The organism is Bradyrhizobium shewense, from assembly GCF_900094605.1.
In the GTDB taxonomy this organism is placed as follows: Bacteria; Pseudomonadota; Alphaproteobacteria; order Rhizobiales; family Xanthobacteraceae; genus Bradyrhizobium; species Bradyrhizobium shewense.
The window spans coordinates 15052-41217 of record NZ_FMAI01000028.1 but is presented as its reverse complement, the minus strand read 5'-3'; the positions used below and the strand labels follow the sequence as shown (position 1 = coordinate 41217).

The following is a 26166-nucleotide window of genomic DNA, read 5'->3' as shown; positions in this document are numbered from 1 at the left end:
TGCCGTCAGGCCAGATCGGGGACGGTGTCGAGCCGGTATTCCCGCGCCAGCGCGCGCAGCTTTTCCCAGGTGGCATCCTCGATCTCGATGCCGTCGCGCAGACGCTGCTGCTCGCGCAAACCCTCGATCTCGCCGGGATAGAACACGCCTTTGCTGCCCTCGGACGGCGGCGTTGATTTCAGATAACGCGCGAACTCGGCGACCTCGCGCTTGAACTCCTGCAGCGGGCGGAATGCGGCGACATTGAACACCGCCATGAAGCATCCGTCATTGTGCCGCCCCGTAGGCTCGACGCCGAAGCCGAGACCGGTGAGCAGGCCGCACAGCACCTCGACCATGGCCGCAAGACCGCTGCCCTTGTAGCCCTCGGTGCCGCCCAGTGGCAGCAGCGCGCCGCCCTTGCGGTAATGGGTCGGATCGGTGGTGTGCCGTCCCTCGGCATCGATGATCCAGCCCGTCGGAATCTCCTCGCCGCGGGCGACCGCGAGCTGGATCTTGCCGGCCGCCACCGCCGAAGTCGCCATATCCAGATAGAACGGCGCGTCGAGATCGGACGGCACCGCGATCGAGATCGGGTTGGTGCCGAGCCGCGCCTCCTTGCCGCCGAACGGCGCCACGTGCTTCGGCGAGCGGCCGGAGTCCGCCGTGGCAATCCCGATCATGCCTGCGCGCATCGCCATCAAGGGGTAGGCGGCGAGGCGGCCGACATGGCTTTGCCGGAACACGGTGCAGGCAGCGACATTCGCCGTCCTGGCTTTCTCGATCGTCAGCGCCATCGCCTTGGCGTTGACGTGGAAACCAAAGCCCCAATGGCCGTCGATCACGGTTGTGGTCGGCGATTCCTGGACGACGGTCCATTGGGCGCCGGGAACGATGTGGCCGGCCTTGATGCGGTCGATATAGGTGGGAACGGCGATCACGCCGTGGGAATCATGGCCGGCGAGATTGGCGTTGACGCAGCCGACCGCGACGGCGTCGGCTTCTTCCTCGGAGGCTCCGGCGGCGCGGAGCAGGGCGGCGCTGATGCGCGTGAGGCGATCGGCCGTGACGATCGGCATGGCGTTCCCCAGGGTCTTTGCCCTTGGCGGGCACTGATTGTTGGAGGCCATCGTCTCAAAGCGCGGCAGCGATATCAATCTCCCGTAAACCAATACAGGGCTGCAAATTCGTAAAGAGATCGCGGCTCTCGCTGAGGATTCGTCCCGTGCGGCGGTATTTTCGGTAGTTTACCCCGGGTCGTTCGCAGCTCGTTCACTTTGATCGATTGTTTGCAGCGCGCAATAACGACCACTTAGGCGATGGCCCCTCATAAAGTCACCCGGGAGAAATAGGCAGAATGCCCGGGAGCTGAGATCGTGCCGACGACACTCGCGCGCACATTTGCGGCGTTGAGCGCCATCAACGAAGCGATCCTCTATGCGAAATCGCCGGACGAGCTGTACCAGAAGGTCTGCAACGCCGGGTTTTCGAGCGGGGATTTCTTGGCTGTCGCCGTGTTTCTGGTCGGACCGGACGACCGGCGACTCCATTTTGCGGCCGGCTGTGGCGACGACGTTGCGCGGCTGCGCTCGATCGAGATCACGACGGTTGCCGGCACACCCGAAGGCTCGGGCGTCGGCGGCGAGGCATTTCGAGATCAGAAGCTGTGCGTCAGCAACGATTATCTGAACGACCCCCGTTCGCTGGCGTGGCGCGCGGGTGCCGCTTCGGCCGCCATTGGCGCGGCTGCGGCGCTGCCGCTGCTCTGCAACGGCAAGAGTGTCGGCGTGCTCTACGTGACCCGCCGCGAAGCCGGCTCGCTGAACGAGCAGATGGTGTCGCTGTTCGGGCGCATGTCGGCCAACATTTCCTATGCGCTGGACAATTTCGCGCGCGAAACCGCGCGGCAGACCAGCGAACGGGCGACGCGGCGACTCAACCGCATGTTCGGCGCCATCAGCGCCACCAATGAAGCCATTCTACGCGCCAAAACCGAGCAGGAACTGTATCAGCTCGTGTGTGACGCCTCCGTTCATGGAGGCAAATCGCTGGCGACCATCGTATTGCTCCGCGAACCGGATTCGCATTGGATGAGTCCGGTCGCGTCGACCGGCCAGAACCTCGCACTGATCACCCAGGCGCGCTATTCGATCGATCCGGAGAATCCCTACGGCAAGGGAATATCCGGCGAGGTGTTCCGGACGCAGAAGGCCATCGTCGAGGACGATCTCGCCAGCCGCACCAGGGGTTCGCCGTGGGAGCAGGCCAACGTCAACACTGGCGTTGCCGCCTGCGTGGTCGCGCCGTTGATCAGGCACGGTGAAAGTGTCGGCGTGCTCTTGTTCTTCATCAGCCGCTCCTGGGCCAAGGACGAAGAGATCGTCGCGCTCCTGCTGCGTATGGCGGAGAACGTCTCGTTCGCGATCGATAATTTCGGCCGCGAGTCCGAGAAGGCCAAAATCGCCGCCGAAGAGGAACGGCTGGCACGCATGTATGCGGCGCTAAGCGCCACCAACGAGGCGATTCTGCGGGCGCGGTCGCGCGCCGATCTGTTCGACCTCGTTTGCGAGGCGACGGCGAAGGGCGCCAAGTTCACCTCGGCCAACATCGCACTGGTCGACCATCACGCCGGGTTGCTGCGCGTCGTCGCCTGTTACGGACCTAACGCCGACCAGGTTCGCAACTTCAAGTTATCCATCTCCGAGGAGGTGCCGGAAGGGCGCGGATTGACCGGCATCGCGTTCCGCACGCGCCAGCCCGCCGTCAGCAACGACGTTCTCGCCGACGAGCGCATCGCGCCGTGGCACGCCAGCGCCCGCCGCAACGGGATCGCCTCCTCCGCGGCGCTGCCGCTCTTCAACGGCGATCAGGTCGAAGGCGTGTTCCTGTTCAACTCTCCGGAGTGCGGCACGTTCACACCCGAATTCGTCGAATTGCTCCGCAAGCTCCAGGCCAACGTCGCCTTCGCGCTGGAAGGCTTCGATCGCGCCGAGGAGAAGGCGCAGGTAGACAAGCAGCGCAATCGCCTGAGCGGAATGTTCGAAGCGCTAAGCGCAACCAATGAAGCGATCATGCGCGCCAAGACGCGCGAGGACCTGTTCGAGGCCGCGTGCCAGGCAGCTATTCTCGGCGACGTGTTCGCGTCGGCAACGATCGGCATCATCGACGAGGAAAACGAGCTCGTTCGCGTCGTCGCGGTGAAGGGGCGCCTGCAGCAGCAAATGGTTGGACGGACCTGCAGCATTTCCGCCGACCATCCCGAAGGCGAGGGGATCATCGGCACCTCGCTCCGGACCCGCCGGCCCAGCGTCATGAACGACTATCTGAACGAGCCGCGGTCGGCATACTGGCGGGCGAAGGCGATCGAGGACGGAACGCGGGCCGCCGCCAGTTTCCCGCTTCTAAAGGCGGGCCAGGAGCCGATCGGCATCCTGCTTTTCCTCGCACCCGAGGAGGACACATTCACGCCCGATCTGGTCGAACTGCTCGGGCGCCTTGCCGAAAACGTCTCCTTCGCGCTCGACAATTTCGACCGTGCCGAGGAAAAGGCCCGCACCGAGGCGCAGAAGGAGCGCCTGACGCGCATGTTCGCGGCTCTGAGCGCGACCAACGAGGCGATCATGCGGGCGAAGTCGCGCGCCGAGCTGTTCGACCTCGTCTGCCTTGCCGCCTCGAACGGCGCCAAGTTCACCTCGACCACGATCGCGCTTGCCAGGGCCGACAGCGAGCAGCTGGAGATCGTGGCGAGCGCCGGGCCGCCTTCCGACACCACGCGGAACGTTCGCCTCTCCATCGACCCCGAGCGTCCCGAAGGACGCGGGATGAGCGGCACGGCGTTCCGCACGCGCCAGCCCTGCATCAGCAACGACTATCTCAACGACGATCGCGTCAGCGCCTTCCATGCGGTCGTCCGCGGCGACGGGGCGCGATCGGGCGCGGCATTTCCGCTCATCGTGCACGATCAGGCCGTCGGCGTCATGATCTACATGTCGACCGAGCCGGCTACCTTCACGGCCGAGTTCGTCGAGCTGTTGCAGCGCCTCGCCGACAACGTCGCCTTCGCGATGGAGAATTTCGATCGCGCGGACGAGAAGAACGAGGCCGACGAGCGGATCGAGTACCTCGCCTCGCATGACAGCCTGACGGACCTTCCGAACCGCGAGACCTTCAACGGGCTCTTGCGCGAGGCGATCGAAACGGCAGAGCGCCACGATCACCGTTTCGCGGTGCTGTTCATCGATCTCGACCGCTTCAAGGTCATCAACGATTCGCTCGGCCATGAGGCCGGCGACCTGCTCCTGCTCGAAGTCGCCAACCGCTTGCGCGGCGCGCTGCGGGAAAGCGATGTGGTGGCGCGCCTCGGCGGCGACGAGTTCGTGGTGATCCTGGACCAGTGCGGCGAGATCGACGACGTCCAGCGCATCGCGACCGGGCTGCTCGCTGCACTCGCCGAGCCCATGGAGCTGGCCGGACACGAGTGCCACACCACGGCCTCGATCGGTATCGCGATGTATCCGGCCAACGGCTCCGATGCGCAGACCCTGACCAAGAACGCCGACATGGCGATGTACCTCGCCAAGGAGGACGGCAAGAACGGCTACCGCTTCTTCTCCAAGGAAGTGACGACGCAGTCGATCGAGCGGCTGTCGCTGGAGAGCGCGCTGCGCCGCGCGCTGGAGCGCGAGCAGTTCTCGCTGAACTACCAGCCGAAGGTCGACATGGCGACCGGCCAGATCACCGGCGTGGAAGCCCTGCTGCGCTGGGCGCATCCCGATCTCGGCAACATCTCGCCGGCTCAGTTCATCCCGCTCGCGGAGGAGACCGGCCTGATCGTGCCGATCGGCCGCTGGGTGCTGAGGGAAGCTTGCGCGCAGGCCATGGCCTGGCAGCGCCGTGGTCTGTTGCCGTTGTCGATGGCGGTCAATTTGTCGCCGCGGCAGTTCGCCGACGAGCATCTGTTGCAGGACGTCGACGAGGCGCTGGCGGCCAGCGGCATGTCGCCGGTGCTGCTCCAGCTCGAAGTCACCGAGAGCATGATGATGCGCAATGTCGGCCGCGCGCTCAAGGTGCTCGATGCCATCCAGAGCCGCGGCATCCGCCTCGCCATCGACGATTTCGGCACTGGCTATTCGTCGATGTCGCTGATGAAGCATTTCCCGATCGACACGATCAAGATCGACCGCTCCTTCGTACGCGACCTGCCGCAGGATTCGGAGGACCAGGCGATCGCACAGGCCATCATCAGCATGGGCAAGGCGCTCGGCATGACCGTCGTCGCCGAAGGCGTCGAGAACGCCGAGCAGGAGGCCTTCCTGCGCACCCATGGCTGCGACGAGATGCAGGGCTTCCTGATCTCGAAGCCGCTGCCGGCCAAGCAGATGGCCGAGCTGTTGCGGCCGATGATCCTGCCTGTTGCCCCGCCGCTCCAGCCGGAGCCGGACGTTGCCGCCACGGAAGCTGCGGCGTCACGGCTGAAACGCGCTGTCGTCTGACGGCTGCGGGTGCAGCTCGCGGACGTCGTGCTCCCCGCCCTCGGCCTTGCTCGGAAAATCCTGAGGCCCCGTCAGCGACGTCTGCTCGACGAACAGCGCGAGAATCGTGTGCGCGCCCTCGGCGAAGCTCGCGCCCTCGTTCAAACCGAGTTCGGCGCGCCATGCGCAACTCATCGGCTCCCGGTCGTCGAACACCGCCATGGCGGGTCCCCACCACCAGGCGGGCGCGGGCGAGCGCTCGTCCGCAGGCACAATGCGCCAGCGGGCAAACTCCTCCATCACGCGCTCGAACTCCAGGCGTGCGGCCTGATGCATTCGTTCCATGCTCCCAGGGATCCGCGACCAATGACAGGCCTTCGCGCCGAAATGATCGTGACCTGACGCTCGGAAAAATCGGCTCGCGCAATCGGCCGAGCCAGGCATGCCGGCATCGTCGCCGGCAGCGAAGGCCCAGTCTAGCCGTTCACGCCTCCGCCGAGCAAGGCGCGGGAGCCCCGATTGCCTAACGCTGTCTGAACGGATGCGCCTTCTGGTGCCAGGCCCAGGCGGTGCGGATGACCGTCGCCAAGTCGGAATGGCCAGGCACGAAGTTCAGCACCTTTCGCGCAGCGGAAGGATCCGCGACCAGATAAGTCGGATCGCCGGCGCGGCGCGGCTTGATGGTGTGCGGCACCTCGCGGCCGGTCTCCTGCCTGATCGCGTTCAGGATCTCGCGCACGGAAAAGCCGGAGCCGGTGCCGAGATTGAAGCTGCCGCCGGCATGCCCGTCCTCCAGGAGCTTCAGGGCTGCGACATGCGCCGCGGCGAGGTCGGTGACGTGGATGTAGTCGCGGATCGCGGTTCCGTCGGGCGTGTCGTAGTCGTCGCCGAACACCGCGAAGTCGACATGGCCCTGCAGCGCCATCATGGCGCGGGGAATGAGGTGGGTTTCATTGTCGCGCAGCTCGCCGATGCCGCCGGCCGGATCGGCGCCGCTGGCGTTGAAATAGCGCAGGCAGAACGCGCCGAAGCCGTAGGCCGAGCGGTAATCGGCGAGCATCCGCTCGATCATCCATTTCGACGCGCCATAGGGGTTGATCGGTACGCAGGGAAAGTCTTCCGGCAGCTCCTTGGAATCGGCATTGCCGTAGACGGCGCCGGTCGAGGAGAACACGATGCGATGGCAGCCTGCGTTACGCATCGCCTGCAGCAGCGACAGCGTGCCCTGAACGTTGTTGATGTAGTATTTCTGCGGATCGGTCATGGACTCGCCGACCAGGCTGGCCGCCGCGAAATGCATCACCGCCGTGATCTTGTGGTCGGCGAAGGCGCGTGCCAGCGCCGTGCCGTCGAGCAGATCGCCCGTCACCAGGGGGCCGGCAACGAAGCTGCGATGACCTGTCGAGAGATTGTCATAAACGACGGGCTGGTAGCCGGCGGCGGTCAATGCGCGGCAGGCATGCGAGCCAATATAGCCCGCGCCCCCAGTGACGAGGACAGTCGGTCGGTCGGTCATATCGTCTTCTGCTCTTCTCTTAGCGGAGGGGTCGGTTGCGGCTGAAGAGAAGATAGAGCGCGCGGGGGTTGGTGGTCAAATAGCGCCAGAATAGGCGGCGCGGCTCGAGCAAGGTGCGCCACGCCCATTCGAGTCCGATCTTCTGCATCCATTGCGGCGCGCGGGAACGGCTGCTCGACAAAAAGTTGAACAGGCCGCCTGATGTCTTGATAACGCCAACATTGGTCAGGTATGGCGTGAATTCCTCCACGAATGCCTGCTCGTTGGGCACGCCGAGCGCGACCCACAGATAGTCCGGCGCAAGCGCGTTGATCTCCTCGACTTTGGCGCGCAGCGCCTCGCCTCGCAGATAGCCGTGGCTGCGCCCGATGATCTTGAGGTCCGGATACATCTTCTGGACGTTCTCGACGGCCACGATGTTTTCGGCCTCGCTGGCGCCGAACATGTAGAAGGTGCGGCCGACCGCTTCCGCCTTGCGCGCGACGACGTGGAACAGGTCCGTGGTCGCGACGCGCTCGGGCAGGGGAAACCACGATTGCAGCCTCGAGGCCGCCACCAGCGGCTGGCCGTCGGCATTGATCAGGTCGGCGGCGCGGAACAGGCGCTCGGTCTGCGGTTCCGTCGAGCAGCGCGCCAGCACCTCGCCATTGGCCGAGGTCAGGAACAACGGACGGCCGATGCGATTGTCGGGATCGGTCGCTTCGATCATGAAATCGGCGGTCGCTTCCAGATCGATCGCGGCCATGCGGAGCCCGCCGACGGTGATTCGCGGCACCTCGGCCGTGGCTGCCCGTCCGTCGAGGTTGACGCGACGCTCAAGCATATTGTCTGCCTCGCTGGCGCGTTTGGATTGCAGGGGTGAGCTCGTCCAGCACGACGCCGACCAGCTTGCGCTCGGCGCGGCCCAGCGCGGTCAGGATCTCTTCCAGGCTGTCGTTGATGTCGTGGCTGGTCGGCAGCACCGCCACCAGCGCGTCGGTATCGTCGAGCAGCTTGCGGCCGCCGCCCGAGAGCGGCATCGCGGGACCGTCGAGGATCACAAGGTCATAGCCGCCTGCGGAACGTGCCTGCGCAATCGCCTTGCGAATCGCGTCGGCAGCCTTGCCGGCGTCACCCTCGCCGGCCGGCAGCACCGAAATGCCGTTGACCGTCTTGATCTCGCGTGCGGCCTTGCTGCCGATCGAGAGCCAGCCGAGCCTGCTCGGCTCGCTCTTGCCGGGGCGGCTGACCTTGTTCGAGAGCACATGGGCCTGATGGTCGGCATCGATCATCAGCACGCGGGCGCCGTCGCGCGCTGCCGCGAGCGCGAAATTCAGCGCGATCACGCTGCGTCCGGTGGTGTCGCCGGCGCCGACGAGCGCGATGACCGGCATCGCCTTGTCGCCGGCGCGCCGGGCCACGGCGGCGCGCATATCGCGCCAGGCGTTGAGCAGTTTCGTCAGGGGAAAGCCGGGCCGCAATGTCGGCCAGCCCAGCCGCGTGAGGTCGACGCCGCCGCCGGTGGCGAGAATGGCTCCGAGCGTGTGGATGACGTCGGCCTCCTGGAGCCGCGCGATCAGCGGCTTTTCGATCAGGGGCTTTTCGACCATCGCAGGCTGCAGCGATGGCGCGGCAAGTTCGGGCAGGGCCTGCGCCACTTCCTGAGGTCGCGAGACCTGCGGAGGCTGCGGGGCTTCAGGAGCCGGCAAAACCTCGGGAGTGCGCGTTCTCTCCGGTGCCGGCTTGCCCGCACGGCGGGCTGGCGCGGGCGCCGGCGCGCCGACGAGCAGGAGTTCGACCGCGGCGAACCAGCCCGACGCCGCGAGCGCGCCGAAGATGAAGCCGATCATGGCGAACAGGCTCATGGCGGGCGGGAACGAGCGCCGCTGCGGCACCGTCGCTTCGCCGATGACGCGGGCCGCCGAAGTGTTCAGCGTCTCCTGCTCCTCGGTCTCGCGCGAGCGCTTGAGGAAGGATTGATAGACGTCGCGGCTGGCATCGGCCTCGCGCTCGAGTTCGCGCAGGCGGACGGCGGCCTGGCTGAGCTGCACGCTCTGCCGCTTCTGCGCTTCCATGGCCCGGTTGAGCGAGGCCTCATAGTCGCGGGCGCGCGTCAGATCGTTCTTGGCCGACTGGGCGAAGCGATCGATCTCCTCGCTGATGGTGCGCTTGAGATCCTCGACCTGCTTCTCGGTCTGGCGCAGCGCCGGATGGCGCGGCCCGAGCTCGCCGGCCTGCTCAGCATATTTCTTGCGCGCATCGGCATATTGCGCGCGCAGGTTCGCAATCGTCGGTGATTGCAGCGCTTCTGGAATCGCACCGGCATCGGCAGCGGTACGGCGGCTGGCCTCGATCTGGTCGAGCCGCGCCTGCGCATCCATCGTCGCCGCGCGGGCTGCGGAAAGCCGCTGGTTGCTGGCGGAAAGCTGCTGATCGCTGATCAGCGCATCCTGGGTGCCGACGAAATTGTTCTGGGCCTTGTAGGTGGCGAGCGTGGTCTCGGCGTTACGCAGCCGCTCGCGCAGCTCCTTGAGGCGGCCGGAGAGATCGTTGGTGGCCCGTCGTGCGGCCGAAGCCTGTGAGTTGCGGGATTCGGTGAGGTACGCATTGGTCAGCGTGTTGGCGAGCATCGCCGCTTTCGCCGGATCCGTCGACCAGACCTCGATGTCAACGATGAAGCTCTTCTCGGTCTTGCGGATCGTGATGTGCCTGTTCAGCGCTTCGAGCGCCGCAAGTTGCACTTCCTTGTTGTCCGCAGCGGAGGGAGCGCGCGGCTGCAGGCCGATCAGGCCGAGCAGCGACGACATCAGGCTCTGGCCGTCGCTGCCGCCGCCGAATTCCGGGTCCTTGTCGAGACCCGCCTGCTGGATCACCTTGAGCAGTACGCTGTTGGAGGTGATCAGCCGCGCCTGGCTCTCCACCACCATGGACATGCCGGAGACGTCCTGCGCGCGCGGTGTGAGTTCGCGGTCGACGAGCTGAAGCTCGCGCGGATCGACATAGAGCTGGGCAGTGGCGGTGTAGCGGGGCGTCAGGCTCTTGCCCACGGTAACGGCAAGCGTTGCGCCGAGCAGGGCAGCCGCGGCAATCGCGATCTTGCGCCGCCAGAGCAGATTGGCGAGCTCCAGCACGTTGAAGCCGGCCTGGGGCCGCTGTTGCGGCGACTCCGGTCTGGCCCGATCTATCGGCTGGTTATAGTCAAGCATGATCCCCAGCTTTCATTCCAACTGCCGCAGGCTGAGGGGCTACTCTTCGCTCTACGCCATGCACCCGGGATATAGGTGCCCAATCAACGCAACAGGGAAAATTAACCATACTCATTGAGGGACTATTCACCGAAATGGCAAACAAAGCGTTTAAGCGCTTGCCACTCCCCGGTGCGTCCTCGTGACGCCAGCGATGCCGGGGCTCCCTGGAGATTAACGGTTCGTTACCGCGCGCGGCATGGCTGCGAGGCTCCGCTTGTTCTGCAATGGGCCGCGCGCGCGCCATGATCGTCAGCTCTTCCGCAGGATGACGTGATAGTCGCCGCGACGGACGTCGACGCCCCGCGGCAGCACGGCGTTCAGGACGGCGGCGCCGGCGTCCACGAGCGCCGCGAACAGCGGCTTGCGCCGGCGCATCTCGGGATAGCGCGGACTCTCGACCTCACGGCGGTAGATCATCTCCAGGCCGTTGGCAGCCGCGAAGGCTTCGAGGCGGGGCAGCGTCACCAGCGGATGAAAGAAGGTCGGGAACGGCGGCTCACCGGGCATGCCGGCATCCTTGATGCCGCGGATGTGCCGGTAGAACCAGACGTGAAACCAGTGCGGCGAATATTTGGTGACGACGCCGGAGAGCGAGCGTGGATTGGGCGCGCCGATCAGGATCAGGCCGCCGCGCTTGAGCGCATCGCGGAAGTTCAGGAGCGCGGCGTCGACATGGGGCAGATGCTCGATCACGTTGTAGCAGATCACGAGATCGAAGGTCTCGCGCCCGAAACGATAGGTCTGCACGTCGCCGAGGATCGCATCATCCGCGTAGGTGTTGTTGCGGACCTGGTCCTCGTCGATATCGACGACGGTGACCTTGCTGCGTCCAGGCAATTCCGGTGGCAGAACGCTGCACGAGCCGCCGCCGGCTTCATAGATGGCGAGCTGGCCTTGCGGCAGCTCGCGCCGCAGCACGTCGTGAACGGCGAGCAGGCTGTCGCGCGCTTCGCCCGGGACGAGATCGTGAAGTGCCTGGACGGGGGACGCGGCCGCGGGAATCTGGATCGCCGTGGCTGTCGCAAAATCAATCGTGGCTGGCTTGTTCATATTTTCTGACCGCGCTTGTTCTATTCAAATTTACAGGAAAAATATCGCGAGCCCGAAGAGCAAATCTGATGCCGCGCCGTCTCACCGGTCGCAGTGCTTACGGTCGGGTTAATGCGCATGCGCATTAACTACGGCATTGTTCATGTTGGGTCTTCCTCGGCGCATGGACCGCGAATTGCAGTACCACGTGCGCATGATTTCGCGGGAGAAACAGGCGAAAGCGGTTAAACGCATGATGTTATCTTGGGACGGCCGGGAGACTGGCGTGAGGAGCGGGCACGCGCCATCAACTGGCCGTTCTTTTTGGGACGCATCTGTCCCGCGACGATGTGCCGTCGCGGGACGTACGAATGAAGCAGGGCTTTTTCAATATATCTCGGACATCTAGAACGTCATGACATTGATCCCGACAGACCTGTCTGCCACGCGTATCTCGGATGCCGTGCGCGATCCCAACCGGGAGATCGTGGCGAGCTCCGCGGTCATCGACCTGTCGGTCGGTATCGTCGTCTGCATTCCCTGCTTCCGCCGTCCGCAGCATCTGCGGTTGACGCTGGAGTCGCTTGCGAACCAGCGGACCCCGCGCTCCTTTGCCGTCGTCATGGTCGAGAACGATGCCACGCAGCGCGAGAGCGCGCCGGTTGCCGCGGAGTTTCTGGTCGCCGGCAGGCTGCAGGGCGTCTGCCTGGTCGAGAAGCGGCAGGGCAATTGCCAGGCGATCAACGCTGCGTTCGAGACGGCGCAGGCGCTGTTTCCCGCCGCGACCCGCTTCCTGATGATCGACGACGACGAGATCGCATCAAGCGACTGGCTCGAACTGATGGTCCGCACCGCGGAGGCGACCGGCGCTGACGTGGTCGGCGGGCCGGTGCTGCCTGTGTTCGATGACGACAGCAAGCCGTGGCTGTCGCGTCATCCCGCTTTCCGTCCCGCCTACGACTATTCCGGCGCGGTGCCGCTGATCTATGGCTGCGGCAATTGTCTGATCACGCGCGCCGCGTTCGAGCGGTTCGATCGTCCCGCGTTCGACCTGCGCTTCAATTTCCTCGGCGGCGGCGATTGCGATTTCTTCGTGCGGTGCCGTGATGCCGGCATGATCTTCCACTGGACGGCGGAGGCCGTCATCACCGAGACCGTACCGCAAAGCCGCACCAGCCTCGGCTGGATCGCCAAGCGTGGCCTGCGCATCGGCGCGATCAATTATCGCGTGCAGTACAAGGCCGCGCAGAGCGCGACGGCGCGGGCGCGGGTGTTCATACAGATGCTCGGACGGTTGCCGCTCTCGCTGGTTCGGTCCGCAGGTCTGTTGACGTCGTCGAAGGCCGTCGTCGCGATGCATCCTGTGATGGTCGCGCTCGGCTCGATGCTCGCGGCGCTCGGGATCGAGCCGAAGCCCTATGAGGCCTCGAAGATCGTGTCGTGACGATCAGATGCCGAAGCGGGCGAGGGCAGTCCTGGCCGCGGCGCGCGGCAACGCCTTGAGCGAGCGGCGGCCGACCATTCCAAGATAGCCAAAAGCCTGGCGATATCGGCCGAAGCGAACCGCCTGCATCGCCGAGTAGGTGATGAGATGAAGTTCGGCGGCGAGGCGCAGTCCGGCCGCCGTGCCCTCGGGCAGGCGTGCCAGGATCAGTCCGTCGTCGAATACCCGCGCGATGGCAGGGAAGAAATCCTTTGGCGTCCGGACTGCGGCGTTCATGGTGTTGGCGGTGTGCAGGCGATAATCGAGCAGCAGTTTTGGCGCGAATTCGAACTCGCCGATCGCGGCAAGGCGGCACCAGCAATGCCAATCCTCGCAATATCTGAGCGAGGTGTCGAAACCGCCGATGGCCCGGAAAGCTTCCGCGCGGGCCAGCGCGATGCCGCCATTGACGATGAAATTGCCGGCGGCGAGCCGCGTCAGCACGTCGCCGGACGGCTTCCGGCGTCCCTTCAGCAGGCCGCGCCGGCCGATCTGATGTCCCTCGCTGTCGATCGTGTTGTAATCGCCATAGACGAGCACCGCCCGCGGAGCCCCGCGTGCCGCCTCCAGCAGTGCCGCCACTGCGCCGGGGCGAAGGCGGTCGTCGGCATCGAGGAACAGCAGCCATTCGCCGCGGGCATATCGTGCACCGAGATTGCGCGCTGCCGACACGCCGGCGGAATCATTCGTGATCAGGCGCAGCCGCGGATCGCGAATGCCGCGGACGATGGCGGCGGTGTTGTCGGTCGAGCCGTCGTCCACGACGATCACTTCGCCCACGTCGCCCTGCGCCAGTGCGCTGGCGAGGGTTTCGCCGACATAGGCCGCAACGTTCTTGGCGGGAATGACGACGGACACCGTCGAGCTCGACGGCAGCGGTTGGCGTGCCGCCGGAACGATGCGTCTGGTTGCCGGCAAATCGAGAACGTCTTCGGCGGTGATCTGAGCCACGGCTCGCCTTTAAGAGTCTGTTAACCAGGGCGCATCTGCTGAATGGATGATGCGATCGATCGCAACATGGGCATGCCCGCGAATGATACTCGCATTACAGCCAGATCGTTGTCGGGAAGCCGTGAGCGGCGCTGGTTTCGTCAATTAGCGTTAAGCCGCTGGCATTAAGCCTGTGGCAAATTTGGAAGAGTGCGACCGCCGGTCCCATGCGAGAATGCGCATCCGGTTGCCGCGGATGGAATCCAGTGCCCGCAAAGACATTCGAACACGACCCAGATGCGATGATCCTCAACCTCTTCTATGAGGACAAGGACGATCGCTGGTTTCCCGGCGACCGGCATCTGCGGCGCATGGCGCGCCGGTTGCTGCTCGGCGAGCCGCGCATGAGCGGCCAGCTTCGCGTGTTCCTCAATCTCTGTGCGGGGCTCGACCGGCTCGGTATCCGTTACCGCGTCAACGATTACGGCTACATCGCGCGGCATCCCGAAGAGCTGGCCTGCATCGTCGGCCGCACCTTCCTGCTCGACAAGTTCGCGTGGAAGAACCCGATCCTGCTTGGCGTCGCCGCGCACAATCATCCGCTCGACGACCTCGATTTGTTCAAGCGTCTGCCGGTGAAGAAGGTCGTGGTGCCCGGCCCCTGGTACGTCGACATGTACCGGCCCTATTGGCCCGAGACGGAAGCCTGGCCGGTCGGCATCGACACCGATCTCTGGGCGCCGTCGCAGTCCTCGCAGAAGGCCGTCGACGTGCTGATCTACGACAAGGTCCACTGGGATCGCGAGCGCTATGCGCCGGAGTTGATCGAACCCGTCCGCGCCCGCCTGCAAAAAGAGGGACGCTCGTTCACGGAGCTGCGTTATGGCAGCTACAAGGAAGAAGATTATCAGGCGGCGCTGGCGCGTTCGCGCGCGATGATCTTCCTGTGCCAGAACGAGAGCCAGGGCATCGCCTATCAGCAGGCCTTGTCTTGCGGCGTGCCGGTGTTCGCCTGGGATCCGGGCGGCCCGTGGCGAGACCCCGATTACTATCCGCACCGCGTGCAGTTCGCGCCGGTGTCGTCGGTGCCGTATTGGGATGAGCGCTGCGGGGCCAAATTCGTCGACGTCGCTGGGTTCGAGGCGGGGTGGGAAAACTTCTGGGAAGGGTGTGCTGCGGGCGAATTCGATCCGCGCGGCTATATTCTGGACAGCCTCACACTGGAGCAACGGGCGCTGCAATATTACGAGATCGCGCGGAGCATCGTGCGGCAGCCGGCGGCGCAGACTTCCGAAAGGCCTGGTGACGGACGCTCAATGGGCTTGAGCCAGGACCTCGAGCTTCACCGGCGTCACCAAGTGTCTTGAGCCGTGGACCGCAGCATGGACCGCAGCGCCGCCGACATGACCGACCTCGAGGCCCGATCGTTGGGCCGCGCCTTCCGCGACGGCCTGGCGGAGCTGAATGCCGTGCAGGCGGCGCGCTGCCTCGTCGCCGTCGCCTCGCTGCTGCTGGTGCTGGTGACGCTCGATCCGTTCCCGGACCTGCGCAATCCCGATGTCACCACCGTCGTCGGCGGACGAATGGCGCTGGCCTATGTGTCCTGGGGACTGCTCGCTGCGGTCGCGGCGCTGCTCGTCGCCACCACGGATGCGCCCGCGCTGAAGACCCTGGTGACGCCGCTTCACCTCTGCCTCGTGGGCTGGCTGGTGATCAACATCGTCCTCTCCGAAAGCCGCGGCGTTTCGATCCAGCGTTTCGTGCTCGCCGCCAGCGTGACGTCGCTCGCCGTCCTGCTGCCATTGCTGCCGCCGACGCAGCGCAGCTTCAACCTGTGTTTGGGTGCCGCCGCGCTGGTGCTGCTCGCGCTCTGCTATCTCGGCATCTTCCTCGCGCCGCAATATTCGATCCACACCGCGCTCGATATTGGCGAGCCGCAGCTTGCCGGCGACTGGCGCGGCAGTTTTGGCCATAAGAACATCGCCTCACCCGTGATGACCATCCTGGTCTATGTCGGCATCTACCTGACCGCCGTCGGCTCGTTCGTGATGGGACCGGCGATCGCCGCGCTGGCCGGCATCTTCCTGATCTTCACCGGCGGCAAGACCTCGTCGGTGCTGTGCCTTGCGATCTACGCGCTCGCGTCGCTGGTCTATGTCACCCCTGGCCTGTGGCTGAAGCGGATCATCTGCTTCGTGCCGCTGATCGTGATGAACCTGCTGACGGTCGGCAGTGTCTTGAGCCCGACGCTCGGCGGCATGACGCGGCTGCTGCCGCTCGATCCGACCTTCACCGGCCGCTCCGCGATCTGGGAGTTCGCGCTCGCGGCCGTCGCCGAGAAGCCGGTCATCGGTCACGGCTATGCGGCCTTCTGGGATGATGTCACCGCACGGCAGACCGCCCAGGGCGCCGAATGGGCGACGTCGGCGGCGCATAGCCACAACAGCTATCTCGACCTCGCGGTCACCATCGGTCTGCCGGGACTGCTGCTCGTGATCCTCGTCTTCGTGCTCGCACCGCTCGGCAATTTCCAGTCAGCCCAGGCTCACAGCCGCAGTGGGGCGCTGGCAAAGCTGTTCCTGACCGTTTGGCTGTTTGGCCTGTATTACGGCGCGACCGAGACCTTCCTGCTCGAACGGCAAAATCCGATCTGGTTCATGTTCGCCCTCGCGGTGGCCGGCCTGCACTTCCTTGCCAGGTTCCAATGTGTCGAGCAGATGGAACCGCAGCGCTGACAGCTTGTCGCAGTCGGGGCGATGGTGGCATCGGCTTAACGATTGAGCGGCTACGTCTCTTGTGGTGTGCGACAAAACATAATCTATCTCGAAACACTCAGTAATCGTATGCCCCGCAGATGACGTTCCTCAGCGTCGAGCCACCAGATGGCCTCGTGTCCAGCGCGTCGAAAATCGCTGTCGATTTCGTGCGTGACTGGCGGCAGGCCGCGTCGCGTCTGAGCGCCGGGCATCGCACCGCATTCCAGCATCGTTACTGGCTCGATGCATGGTATGAGGCGTTTCACGATTTTGCGCCGCTGATCGCGATGATCTCGGATGCCGCCACCGGCAAGGACATCGCGGTCGTGCCGATGGTCAGCCACATCAGGCGCGGCATCCGCATCGTCGAATTCGCCGATCTCGGCGTCTCCGATAACAACGCGCCGATCCTGGCGCTCGATGCCGCGTTGGACGCGACGGCGATGGATGCGATCGGCAGGGCACTGGTCGAGGCATTGCGCGCCTTGCCGGACCGCTTGGACCTGCTTCGCCTGAAGAAGATGCCGACCCAGGTCGGCGGCAAGCCGAATCCACTGGTGTCGCTCGGGCGGATCGGATCCTCATCGCTGAACGGCAATGTCGTGCTGACGGGCGACGACTATGAGAACTATCAAGCGTCGATCAAGCGCATGCAGATGCCGCGCTGTTGGCGCGTCTTCAGCCGTCACGAAGGTGCGCGGTTCGAGATCGCCGCGAACGTTGCGCGCGCGCATGAGCTGCTGGACGTGATGGATGTCCAGCAGCAGGCGCGCATGCGCCAACTCGGCTCGCGGTTCGTCCTCAACGACGACGCCCATGCCCGGTTTTACCGCGAGGTCGCCCGCCAGGGCGTCGCGGAAGCCTATGCCGTCGTCACAGCGCTCGTCTGCGATAAGGGTATCGTCGCCACCGCGTTCGGCGTCAGATCCGGCGCGACCTATTACCTCTTGCGCATCAGCCACGCCGGCAATTCATGGTCGAGCTGCTCGCCGGGGCTGCTCGTCGCCGAGCGCACGATGGCGGCGCTGCATGCAGAGGGCGTGCGCCGTTTCGACCTCAGCATCGGCAATCAAGATTACAAGCGCCGCTTCGGCGCCGAGAGGGTGCCGCTGACCGACGTCAGCATCGCGCTGTCCTGGCGCGGTGCTCCTTTTGCGTGGCGCGACCATGCAGCGCAGGGTCTGCGTCGCTATCCCGCGCTCGCCGACGTCGCTGCGAGGGCGATACGCAAGATGCGCTGACAGCGGCGGTCTGCTCGCCCGTCACCTCGGAAGGCCCGCGCAGAAGGCATCCAGCAATGCGCGACCCTGCGGCCAGTCGCTGAGCCCGCTCGACCCGTTGATGTGGCCGAGTGCGCCCGGCACGATCAGGCCGGACTGCCAGGCGCGTGCGTGTCGCTGTGTCACCTCGAGGCTGCCATAGGGATCGTTCGTGCTGGCGATGATGAGCGAAGGGAAGCGCAGCGCGCGGTCGGGGACCGGCTTGAACGCGGCGGCTTCCGCGGGAAAGTTGGCGCCCTCAGGATCGGGGACCGCGACCAGAAATGCGCCCGCGATCGCGGATGGGAAGCGGGCGGCCCAGTGCGCCACGAGCAGGCAGGCGAGGCTGTGGGCCACCAGCACAGGCGGCTTCGCGCAGCGCCTGACCGCTCGCTCCAGCGATTGCTCCCAGTCGTCGAGCTCGGGCTGGTCCCAGCTCGTCGGCTGAAATCGTCCGAAGCACGCATCGCTACGCTCCCAGAGCGTCTGCCAATGGGTGTCGCCGGAGCCGCCGAGGCCGGGCAAGGTGATGATGTCGTGCATGATCGTCCCGTGATATCTGAGATGGAGGCGCAGTGTGGCCGGTCACGATGCTGCGTGACATGGCAAGTCATCGGCGGAATCGATCATCTGCCGATGATCTCAAGGCGGAATGGAGAATTTTCTTGGATCGTTTCGGAAGTATCGACGCCAAGGACCTGAAGATCCTCGAGGCGCTGCAGGCCAATGCGCGCGTGCCGTTGTCCGAGCTTGGCCGTTCCGTCGGCCTGTCGCAGCCGGCCGTCTCCGAGCGCGTCAGGCGGCTGGAGGAAGCCGGGATCATCGAAGGCTACGGTGCCCGGATCAACCCGCGCGCGCTCGGGCTGGGCCTGATGGCGCTGGTGCGCCTGCGCACGTCGCACGAGCACATCAAGACCTGCCTGAAACGATTCAGCGAGATTCCGTACATCATCGAGGTCCATCGCGTGACCGGCGATGACTGCTTCGTGCTGAAGGTGCTGGTTCCGGCGCCGGAAGACCTGGAGACGATCGTGGATCGCATTGCCGGTTTCGGAACTGTGACGACCTCGCTGGTGCTGCGGAGCGAACCGGCGCGGCCGATCGGCCGCGAGCTCGTCAGGAAGAAAACCGAGCGGAGCTGAGGCGGCATTCCCGAAAGAGAATGCCGCCCGTCGCGTCAGCCGTGCAACTCAGCCATGGAGCTTCTTGGCGGTCTCCGCGATCTGGCGCCCCTGATAGCGCGCACCGGCGAGCTCGTTGGCGCTGGGCTGGCGGCTGCCGTCTCCGCCAGTGATCGTGGTGGCGCCGTAGGGCGCGCCGCCGGTGACTTCGTCGAGCTTCATCTGGCCGGCGAAGCCATAGTTCATGCCGACCACGACCATGCCGAAATGCAGGAGGTTGGTGATGATCGAGAACAGCGTCGTCTCCTGGCCGCCATGCTGGGTCGCGGTCGACGTGAAGGCGCCGCCGACCTTGCCGTGCAGTGCGCCCTTGGCCCAGAGACCGCCGGCCTGATCGAGGAAGTTCGCCATCTGCGAAGCCATGCGGCCGAAGCGGGTGCCGGTGCCGACGATGATCGCGTCGTAATTGGCGAGATCCTCAATCTTGGCGATGGGGGCGGCCTGATCGACCTTGTAATAGGAGGCTTTCGCGACCTCGGCCGGCACCAGCTCCGGCACGCGCTTGATGTCGACGGTGGCGCCGGCCTCGCGCGCGCCTTCGGCGACGGCGTTGGCCATCGCCTCGATATGGCCATAGGCGGAATAATAGAGGACGAGAACTTTGGTCATGGTGGTCTCCGTTGGGGGATTAGTTTGACTGTTGTTGAGGCCGTGGATGGCCGGGACAGGCCCGGCCATGACGGAGAGAGTGGTCAGGCCGCGTCGACGAGCACGAGCTCGGTGTCCTCGAGCGCGGTGATCTTCAGCCGGTCTTCGTCGCGGATCGCGGCGCCGTCGCGGGCGTTGACGCGCACGCCGTTGATCTCGACAGCGCCCGCTGCGGGAACGAGGTAGAGATGCCGCGACTTCTGCGGCGCGTACTCCGCGCTCTCGCCGGCCTTCAGCGTAGTTGCGAGCACACGCGCATCGGCGCGGATCGGCAGCGCGTCCGCATCGTCATCGAAGCCACTCGCGATGGTCATGAGCTTGCCGGAGCGATCCGCTTTCGGAAACGGCTTCGAACCCCAGGTCGGCTGTCCGCCGCGCGCCGTCGGCTCGATCCAGATCTGGAAGATCCGCGTCTGGGTCGGCTCCAGATTGTACTCGGAGTGGCGGATGCCGCTGCCGGCACTCATCACCTGCACGTCGCCTGCTTCAGTGCGGCCCTCGTTGCCGAGGCTGTCCTGATGGGTGATCGCGCCCTCGCGCACATAGGTGATGATTTCCATGTTGGCGTGGGGATGGGCGGGAAAGCCGGTGTTGGGCGCGATCTCGTCGTCGTTCCACACCCGCAATGCGCCGTGACCCATGTTGTTCGGGTCATAGTGGCCAGCGAAGGAGAAATGATGCTTGGCCTTGAGCCAGCCGTGATCGGCGCCGCCGAGCTTGTCGAAAGGTCTGAGTTCGATCATTTGCGTAATCCTTGTGTGGGTGGTTGACGCCTTGTTCAGGCGCCGAACCCGCCGTCGACGTTGAGCACAGTGCCGGTGACGAAAGAGGCGTCCGGGCTTGCGAGGAAAACGATTCCGGCGGCGACTTCCTCGGGACGGCCGAAGCGCTGCAGCGCGTGCTGCTTGCGCTGGGTCTCGGCGAACTCGCCGCCATCCTTCGGATTCATGTCGGTGTCGATCGAGCCGGGCTGCACCACGTTCACGGTGATGCCGCGCGGTCCGAGGTCGCGCGCTGCGCCCTTGGTGTAGCCAACGACGGCCGCCTTGGTGGCGACGTAGTCGGCAAGCCCAGGGAACGAGGCGCGGTCGGCGAGCATGGAGCCGACGGTGACGATGCGGCCGCCTTCACCCATCAGCTGCGAGGCGGCGCGGATCGCTGCGATCACGCCGTGCACATTGACCTGATCCTGGCGGGCGAGGGCATCCGTGTCGGCATTGGCGTCGTCGATGGCACCGCCAGCGGCGACGCCGGCATTGTTGACGAGGATGTCGAGATGGCCGAATTCCTTGGCGACGTCGTTGACGAGCTGCGTGACGTCCTTCGCGGAAGCCTGGTCCGCCCTGAAAGCGCGGGCCCTGACGCCCTTGGCCTTCAACTCGGTGACGACGGCTTCCGCCTTTTCCGGCGAGGCCACATAGCTGATGGCGACATCCGCGCCTTGGTCGGCGAGAGCGCGGGCAGAGGCCGCGCCGATGCCGCGCGAACCGCCGGTGACGAGGGCAACCTTGCCTGAGAGCTTCTTGGTCATTGGATTTCTCCAGTCCTGAATGTCTGATGACCCCTTGGATAAGCCTCCGTCTGTGGTATAGAAATAGAAACTGTTGAAACGCATTGTTTCCATAAATATGCAGGTGGATAGGCCGCCATGGCAAAACTTCCCGATTTCGAGGCGCTCGCGATTTTCGCAAAAGTTGTGGAATTACGGTCGTTTGCGGGGGCCGCGAGCGAGCTCGTGATGTCCAAGGCCACGGTGTCCAAGGCGGTCACGCGTCTGGAGGAGCGGCTCGGCGCCCGGCTGTTCAACCGCACCTCACGCCGGCTTGCGCTGACCGACGCCGGGCACAAGCTCGCCGAGCGCGCGACGCGGTTACTGACCGACGGCGAAGCGGCAGAGAACGAGGCGTTGGCGCAATCGGTGGCGCCGCGGGGCCTGGTGCGGCTCGCCGTGCCCATGACGTTCGGGATCAAGGCGGTGGCGCCGCTGCTGCCTGAGTTCTTTGAGGCCTATCCGGAAGTCTCGGTCGATCTGCATTTGAGCGATGCGACAATCGACCTGATCGGCGAGGGCTTTGATATGGCGGTGCGGATCGCGCGGCTGCCGGACTCCTCGCTGATCGCACGGCGGCTCTTCACCATGCCGCGCTTCACCGTGGCCGCGCCGTCCTATCTCAAGCGCCACGGCCGGCCGACGCATCCCATGCACCTGGCCGAGCACAAATGCTTCAGCTACGCCTATATGTCGACGCCCAACATCTGGCACTACACCAATTCCGCCGGCGAGCAGGCCAGCGTGCGCCCGGGTGGACAGCTCCGCGTCAACAACGGCGAAGCCGTGATGCCGGCGCTGATCGCGGGCCTCGGCATCGCCGAGCTGCCCGAGTTCATCGTCGGTGAAGCGATTTCGTCGGGCGCCGTCGAAGTAATCCTGAAGGACTGGAAGCAGGCCGAAGGCGCCGTGCACATGGTGACCCCACCCGGCGGCCCGCGTCCCGCCCGCGTCGAAGCGCTCGGCGATTTCCTCGCGGCGAAGTTGCCGGGCACATGCAAGCGGCGAGCGAAGAAAAGTACGAAGGCGGGATAGACTTTGGTGGGCACGGCACGAGAGCGCCTTTGCCCACCCTACGGCATCTCTCTTTGGGGCCGGACTACGCCACCTTCACGCCGTCGATCGCGACGATACGCAGGCTTGGCTTCAGCGTTTCTTCAAGCTGCGATTTCAATTCGTGGACGCGAGGGTCTCTCGAACGCTTCGCACAAACCGCATATTGATGGATCGATTGCGCCAATGCGCGGCGGGCTTCCGGCGTACGCGTCACTTCGGGCTTTGCAAGCCGCAGAACGATGGCAGCGAGATTCACCAGCATCTCGTCCAGGGCGACATCGATGGTTCCAATGTTAGGCATCACGCACTCCCTCAAGAGGGCAACAGCGGCTCCAGGCATGCGTTCCGGGCTCGGCCGAACATGGCCAACGCTTCGTAAACGTCTTGTTCTTGCCGATCGCGGCGCTAGGCTGGGTGCGAAACAAGATAATTCGGGGGAGGGACCTGCCATGGATCGACGCGACGTCCTGCGCGCCGCTGCTGCACTGCCGTTGCTGCGCGCTGCGTTACCTGGACCGGCCTCTGCGCAAACCTACCCCGCCCGCAACATCACCATGATCGTGCCGTTTCCGGCGGGCGGACAGGCCGATCTCGCAGCGCGGCCGGTGGCGATGGCGCTGGAGCGGATCCTGGGCAAGGCCGTCATCGTCGACAACCGTGCCGGAGGCGGCGGCGGCTCCGTCGGCAATGCCGCGGCGGCACGCGCCGAGCCCGACGGTTACACGCTGCTGATGACGCTGTCCTCGCTCGCGGTGCTCCCCGAGGCCGACCGTCTGTTCGACCGGCCCGCCGCCTACGAGGTCTCGCAGTTCATGCCGATCGCGCGCGTGCTAGCCGATCCCACGCTGCTGGCGGTGCCGGCCTCCGCGCCATGGAAAACGGCGCAGGATTTTGTCGAGGACGCGAAGAAGCGCCCTGGCCAGATCACCTACGGCTCGTCAGGGCCTTACGGCACGCTGCATGTGGCGATGGAGATGTTCGCAAACAGCGCCGGCATCAAGCTGCTGCACGTGCCGTTCCGTGGCGCCGGTCCCGCGCTCACCGCGATCCTCGGCGGGACCGTGCAGGCGATCGCCGCCGCACCGGGGACGCTGAAGCCGCAGGTCGACGACGGCAAGCTCCGCGTGCTCGGCAATTGCGGCGCGCAGCGCATCGCGAGCTTTCCCGATGTGCCGACCTTCCAGGAACTCGGCTACAAGGACGTTGAGATGTACATCTGGGCGGGGCTGTTCGCACAGAGTTCTCTTCCCGCGCCAATCGCGACCCGCCTGCGCGAGGCGATGGCACAGGTGATGGCGAGTCCCGAGGTGCTCAAGGCCTTCGAAACCTCGGGCAGTCTCGTCGCCTATCAGGACGCGCCGTCCTTCTCCGAATTCGTCGCGACCGACAGCAAGCGGCTGATTGCGGCGGTGAAGAAGATCGGCAAGGTGGAGTAGGGTGCCGTTCAGAATTCACTGTGGACCACGCCCCGCAGGTTATGCCGGTCGTATCCCGGCGCGAACGCACCCTCGTAGGATGCCTTGAACGATGTTGCGGCCGTGAGGTCCCATCGGATCTCGGCGCCGGTGAGCGCCACCGTGCGTGCGCGCTCGACGCCGGTGATCGCGAACGGAATGCCGGGCGCGCCTTCGAGCGCAGCCGTAATGGTTGCTGCGTTGCCGGAAAACTCATGGCGTACGGCAAGTGTCGCGCCGAACTGCGCCGCGTGACCGTTCGGCATCATCATGCGGTGATGGGTGCGCAAGCCGGCCGTGCCGTAGCCGACGTCGAAGCTGCCGGCGCGCACCAGCTGATTGACGCCGGGCGCGCCGGTCTCGGAGAAGCTGCCCTGGCGCGTTGAATACCAGTCGGCCTTGGCGAACGGCTCGGCCGTAAAGCCCCATCCGGTCTCGAAAGGACGTGCGATGCCGAACGAAGCGGCAAAGGTATTCGCCCGCGAGGAAGCGGTTGCAGTCTGTCCCAGGAACGAGATCGTGCGCGAGGATTCCAGCGCCGCGAAGGAATAGCTGATGGCGGATGCGAGATTGAATCCTCCCGCTTCACCGCGTGCGTAGAAGCCGGCATGACCGGCATTGGCGTCGATGCGGTCGGCCCGGCCCGCCATGCGCAGTTGACCGGTCGATGCGCCGATCGCAAGGCCGGCGGTGAAGCCCGGCAGGTTCCAGAGATCGGCGCCGAGGGCCGCGCCGCCAACGGCCGTGCTGGTCCCGAAAGCAATGTTGCTCGCCGCCACCTTGTCCCAATTTCCGTAGCCGCCGAACCAGACGCTCTGCACCGGTGCAGCGCGGCGACCACGCAGCGCCTTGCCGATCGGGTCCGCCGGCTCCGGGGCGTAAGCTGTGGCTGACATCCGCACGCTCTCGCCGCGCGACTGCGTGCCGGCGTTCCACATGAAGCTCTGGAACATGTCGGCCTGGTCCGCGGTGAAGCGGCGACCATCGGCGTGAATCTGCCCGGCGAGATCGTCGAGGCCGGCCTTGATGCCTGATGTGTTGAGCGCGGCGAGCGTATTGATCGCGGTGCCGAGCGGTCCCGATGCGCCGCCAGACTGCGCCTGATCCAGCGCGCCGGCCACCGCCGTCTGGTTTGGCGTCAGGCCCGACAGCGTGCCGAAGCCGCCGATCTGTTGCAGAAGGAAGTAGACATTGTTGGCGTCATAGCTGAGCTGCCCCGAGACCAGCGGGCTGCCCGAGGTCGTGAGCGTCGCGAACGTGCCGGTGACGCCGCCGGTCGCGGTGAGGATCGTATATTGGGTGTTGGCGAGAAATCCGGCGCCGAGCGGCACGATCTGCACCGTGCCGCCATTGAGCGTCGCCGTCCCGGTCGCCGCGATCTTGTCGGACTGGCCGCCGGGATTGAACTCGACCCGAAAGGTCGAGCCGGCGTTGAAGGTCACGTTGCCGCTGACATTGAGGGTCCCGATCGAATTGCCGGGCGCGATCGTGCCGCCATTGTTGACGACGATGCCGCCGACCGTGCCGGTGCCGCCGAGATAGCCGCCGTTGACGGTGACCACGGAGGGCAACGTGCCGTTCACGATCAAGCCGCCGGCATCCACCGTGGTCGCGCCGTTGAAGGCGGTGGCGCCGGTCAAGGTCCAGACGGAGTTGCCGTTCTTCTTCAGTTGCTCGAACTCGTCATATTGCAGCCCGGGGCCGAGATTGCCGAGGTCGAACGAAGCGCTGCCGATGCTGCCGAAGTTCAGCGTGTCGGTACCGCTCCCGCCGCGAACATTCCCGGTGATCGTCGCGCCCGGAGCGAGGCCGAGCAGATCATCGCCCCCATTCAGCTCGATCGCTCCGCTGCCGCCGCCCGAGATGGTGCCGGAGTTGAAGATGGTGTCGCTGCCGGAAGAACCCTGGATGGCGATGAAGAAGCCGCCGGAGATCGTGCCGCCATTGATGAGTGTATTGCCGCCGGCGATGAATTGCACGCCGGTATGACCGCCGCCGATCGATCCGCTGTCGTAGACGAGGACGACATTGCCACTCGACGTCCCGCTGATGCGCAGTCCCGTCGTGTTTCCTCCGGTGCCGACCGCCGTCCCGCGAATGTTGACGAGATTGTCGTCCGAATTATCGATGACGATGGCCGCTTCGGCATTGCCCGTCCCCTCCGCAATCCCGCCGGCCGCGATCGTCACATTGTTGTGGATCGATCCATTGGAGAGCAGAACCGCCCCGCTGTAGGTCGAGGCCGTCGCCTGATCGCTGACGGTGACGCGCGAGCCGATGGTGCTGTCGAAAACGACCGCGGGAATCCCGGCGCCGGGCAGCAGCGAAGTCAACGTGCCGTCGCCGATATTGACCGTGACGTTGCTACGGCCGGTGGCGTTGATGTGGTCGGTGTTGCCGAGGCCGGTGCAGGTCGCAACGTCGCCCGAATTGAGCGCGCCGATTGCGCCGGTGCCGGCCACGGTGCAGGCCGCGCGCGCCGGGACGGCTGTAAGGACGGGCAGTGCGGCAAGCACCAGCGGCGCCAGCGCCGTGGTCACGAGCAGCCTGTTCCGCAGGATGGCGGCCGTTGTGGTGTTTCGCGCACAGGCCGGTATTGCAGTCGGCATCGACGGATTCCCTCATTCC

The 26166-nt window shown here is 65.4% G+C and carries 21 protein-coding genes; 8 read left to right on the top strand and 13 right to left on the bottom strand.

Annotated features, from left to right (window positions below):
* Nucleotides 1-5: 5 nt before the first annotated feature.
* On the bottom strand, nucleotides 6-1058 hold the full coding sequence (locus tag GA0061098_RS35275) for an Ldh family oxidoreductase (protein WP_091966006.1): 1053 nt from the start codon (nucleotides 1056-1058) through the stop codon (nucleotides 6-8).
* 297 nt (nucleotides 1059-1355) lie between these two features.
* On the opposite strand from GA0061098_RS35275, the gene GA0061098_RS35270 reads away from it, so the two are divergent.
* Entirely contained in the window at nucleotides 1356-5471 is a 4116-nt protein-coding gene (locus tag GA0061098_RS35270) for a bifunctional diguanylate cyclase/phosphodiesterase (protein ID WP_091966005.1), read from the top strand.
* Here GA0061098_RS35270 and GA0061098_RS35265 read toward each other — a convergent pair.
* The 5 genes from GA0061098_RS35265 to GA0061098_RS35245 form a co-directional block, all read right to left on the bottom strand.
* Nucleotides 5445-5786, bottom strand: a complete 342-nt coding sequence (locus GA0061098_RS35265) for a hypothetical protein (RefSeq protein WP_091966004.1) — start codon at nucleotides 5784-5786, stop codon at nucleotides 5445-5447. The genes GA0061098_RS35270 and GA0061098_RS35265 overlap by 27 nt on opposite strands.
* Nucleotides 5787-5973: 187 nt before the next feature.
* Nucleotides 5974-6966 carry a UDP-glucose 4-epimerase GalE gene (gene galE, locus GA0061098_RS35260; RefSeq protein WP_091966003.1) on the bottom strand — a complete coding sequence of 331 codons (993 nt, stop codon included), beginning with the start codon at nucleotides 6964-6966 and terminating at the stop codon, nucleotides 5974-5976.
* Nucleotides 6967-6985: 19 nt separating this feature from the next.
* The gene (locus tag GA0061098_RS35255) at nucleotides 6986-7789 is read right to left on the bottom strand and encodes a WecB/TagA/CpsF family glycosyltransferase (protein WP_091966002.1); all 804 of its coding nucleotides are present in this window, start codon (nucleotides 7787-7789) and stop codon (nucleotides 6986-6988) included.
* Nucleotides 7782-10151, bottom strand: coding sequence for an exopolysaccharide transport family protein (locus tag GA0061098_RS35250; RefSeq protein WP_091966001.1), 2370 nt, complete (start codon nucleotides 10149-10151; stop codon nucleotides 7782-7784). Before GA0061098_RS35250 ends, GA0061098_RS35255 begins: the two co-directional genes overlap by 8 nt.
* Before the next feature lie 291 nt (nucleotides 10152-10442).
* The gene (locus tag GA0061098_RS35245; RefSeq protein WP_091966000.1) at nucleotides 10443-11243 is read right to left on the bottom strand and encodes a class I SAM-dependent methyltransferase; all 801 of its coding nucleotides are present in this window, start codon (nucleotides 11241-11243) and stop codon (nucleotides 10443-10445) included.
* Between the two features lie 394 nt (nucleotides 11244-11637).
* Between GA0061098_RS35245 and GA0061098_RS35240 the strand changes: the two genes are divergently transcribed.
* On the top strand, nucleotides 11638-12666 hold the full coding sequence (locus tag GA0061098_RS35240; protein ID WP_091965999.1) for a glycosyltransferase family 2 protein: 1029 nt from the start codon (nucleotides 11638-11640) through the stop codon (nucleotides 12664-12666).
* 3 nt (nucleotides 12667-12669) lie between these two features.
* Here GA0061098_RS35240 and GA0061098_RS35235 read toward each other — a convergent pair whose 3' ends face one another.
* Nucleotides 12670-13656: a glycosyltransferase gene (locus GA0061098_RS35235; protein ID WP_165637808.1), complete on the bottom strand. Its 987-nt coding sequence runs from the start codon at nucleotides 13654-13656 to the stop codon at nucleotides 12670-12672.
* 245 nt (nucleotides 13657-13901) lie between these two features.
* Between GA0061098_RS35235 and GA0061098_RS35230 the strand changes: the two genes are divergently transcribed.
* The 3 genes from GA0061098_RS35230 to GA0061098_RS45335 all read left to right on the top strand — a co-directional run bounded on the left by GA0061098_RS35230 (nucleotide 13902) and on the right by GA0061098_RS45335 (nucleotide 17632).
* The gene (locus GA0061098_RS35230; protein WP_091965998.1) at nucleotides 13902-15002 is read left to right on the top strand and encodes a glycosyltransferase; all 1101 of its coding nucleotides are present in this window, start codon (nucleotides 13902-13904) and stop codon (nucleotides 15000-15002) included.
* Between the two features lie 15 nt (nucleotides 15003-15017).
* The gene (locus tag GA0061098_RS35225; protein WP_129591011.1) at nucleotides 15018-16370 is read left to right on the top strand and encodes an O-antigen ligase family protein; all 1353 of its coding nucleotides are present in this window, start codon (nucleotides 15018-15020) and stop codon (nucleotides 16368-16370) included.
* A 119-nt stretch (nucleotides 16371-16489) separates the two neighbouring features.
* Nucleotides 16490-17632, top strand: a complete 1143-nt coding sequence (locus tag GA0061098_RS45335; RefSeq protein ID WP_165637807.1) for a GNAT family N-acetyltransferase — start codon at nucleotides 16490-16492, stop codon at nucleotides 17630-17632.
* A gap of 21 nt (nucleotides 17633-17653) precedes the next feature.
* Here the strand turns inward: GA0061098_RS45335 and GA0061098_RS35215 are convergent, their stop codons facing one another.
* Nucleotides 17654-18193 carry an RBBP9/YdeN family alpha/beta hydrolase gene (locus GA0061098_RS35215; protein WP_091965997.1) on the bottom strand — a complete coding sequence of 180 codons (540 nt, stop codon included), beginning with the start codon at nucleotides 18191-18193 and terminating at the stop codon, nucleotides 17654-17656.
* Nucleotides 18194-18315: 122 nt separating this feature from the next.
* Here GA0061098_RS35215 and GA0061098_RS35210 point away from each other — a divergent pair, with 122 nt between their 5' ends.
* Entirely contained in the window at nucleotides 18316-18792 is a 477-nt protein-coding gene (locus GA0061098_RS35210) for an Lrp/AsnC family transcriptional regulator (protein WP_091965996.1), read from the top strand.
* 48 nt (nucleotides 18793-18840) lie between these two features.
* Here GA0061098_RS35210 and wrbA read toward each other — a convergent pair whose 3' ends face one another.
* The 3 genes from wrbA to GA0061098_RS35195 all read right to left on the bottom strand — a co-directional run bounded on the left by wrbA (nucleotide 18841) and on the right by GA0061098_RS35195 (nucleotide 21010).
* On the bottom strand, nucleotides 18841-19440 hold the full coding sequence (gene wrbA, locus GA0061098_RS35205; RefSeq protein WP_091965995.1) for an NAD(P)H:quinone oxidoreductase: 600 nt from the start codon (nucleotides 19438-19440) through the stop codon (nucleotides 18841-18843).
* Nucleotides 19441-19523: 83 nt separating this feature from the next.
* Complete coding sequence (locus GA0061098_RS35200) at nucleotides 19524-20222, bottom strand: pirin family protein (RefSeq protein ID WP_091965994.1); 699 nt, start codon at nucleotides 20220-20222, stop codon at nucleotides 19524-19526.
* Nucleotides 20223-20257: 35 nt separating this feature from the next.
* Nucleotides 20258-21010, bottom strand: a complete 753-nt coding sequence (locus GA0061098_RS35195) for an SDR family NAD(P)-dependent oxidoreductase (protein ID WP_091965993.1) — start codon at nucleotides 21008-21010, stop codon at nucleotides 20258-20260.
* Nucleotides 21011-21127: 117 nt separating this feature from the next.
* Here GA0061098_RS35195 and GA0061098_RS35190 point away from each other — a divergent pair, with 117 nt between their 5' ends.
* Nucleotides 21128-22063, top strand: coding sequence for a LysR family transcriptional regulator (locus tag GA0061098_RS35190; protein ID WP_091965992.1), 936 nt, complete (start codon nucleotides 21128-21130; stop codon nucleotides 22061-22063).
* A 64-nt stretch (nucleotides 22064-22127) separates the two neighbouring features.
* On the opposite strand, the gene GA0061098_RS35185 is transcribed toward GA0061098_RS35190, so the two are convergent.
* Nucleotides 22128-22385, bottom strand: a complete 258-nt coding sequence (locus GA0061098_RS35185; protein WP_165637806.1) for a hypothetical protein — start codon at nucleotides 22383-22385, stop codon at nucleotides 22128-22130.
* Nucleotides 22386-22533: 148 nt separating this feature from the next.
* Here GA0061098_RS35185 and GA0061098_RS35180 point away from each other — a divergent pair, with 148 nt between their 5' ends.
* Nucleotides 22534-23520, top strand: a complete 987-nt coding sequence (locus GA0061098_RS35180) for a tripartite tricarboxylate transporter substrate binding protein (RefSeq protein ID WP_091965990.1) — start codon at nucleotides 22534-22536, stop codon at nucleotides 23518-23520.
* A gap of 8 nt (nucleotides 23521-23528) precedes the next feature.
* Here the strand turns inward: GA0061098_RS35180 and GA0061098_RS35175 are convergent, their stop codons facing one another.
* Nucleotides 23529-26147, bottom strand: coding sequence for an autotransporter outer membrane beta-barrel domain-containing protein (locus GA0061098_RS35175; protein ID WP_091965989.1), 2619 nt, complete (start codon nucleotides 26145-26147; stop codon nucleotides 23529-23531).
* Nucleotides 26148-26166 lie beyond the last annotated feature (19 nt).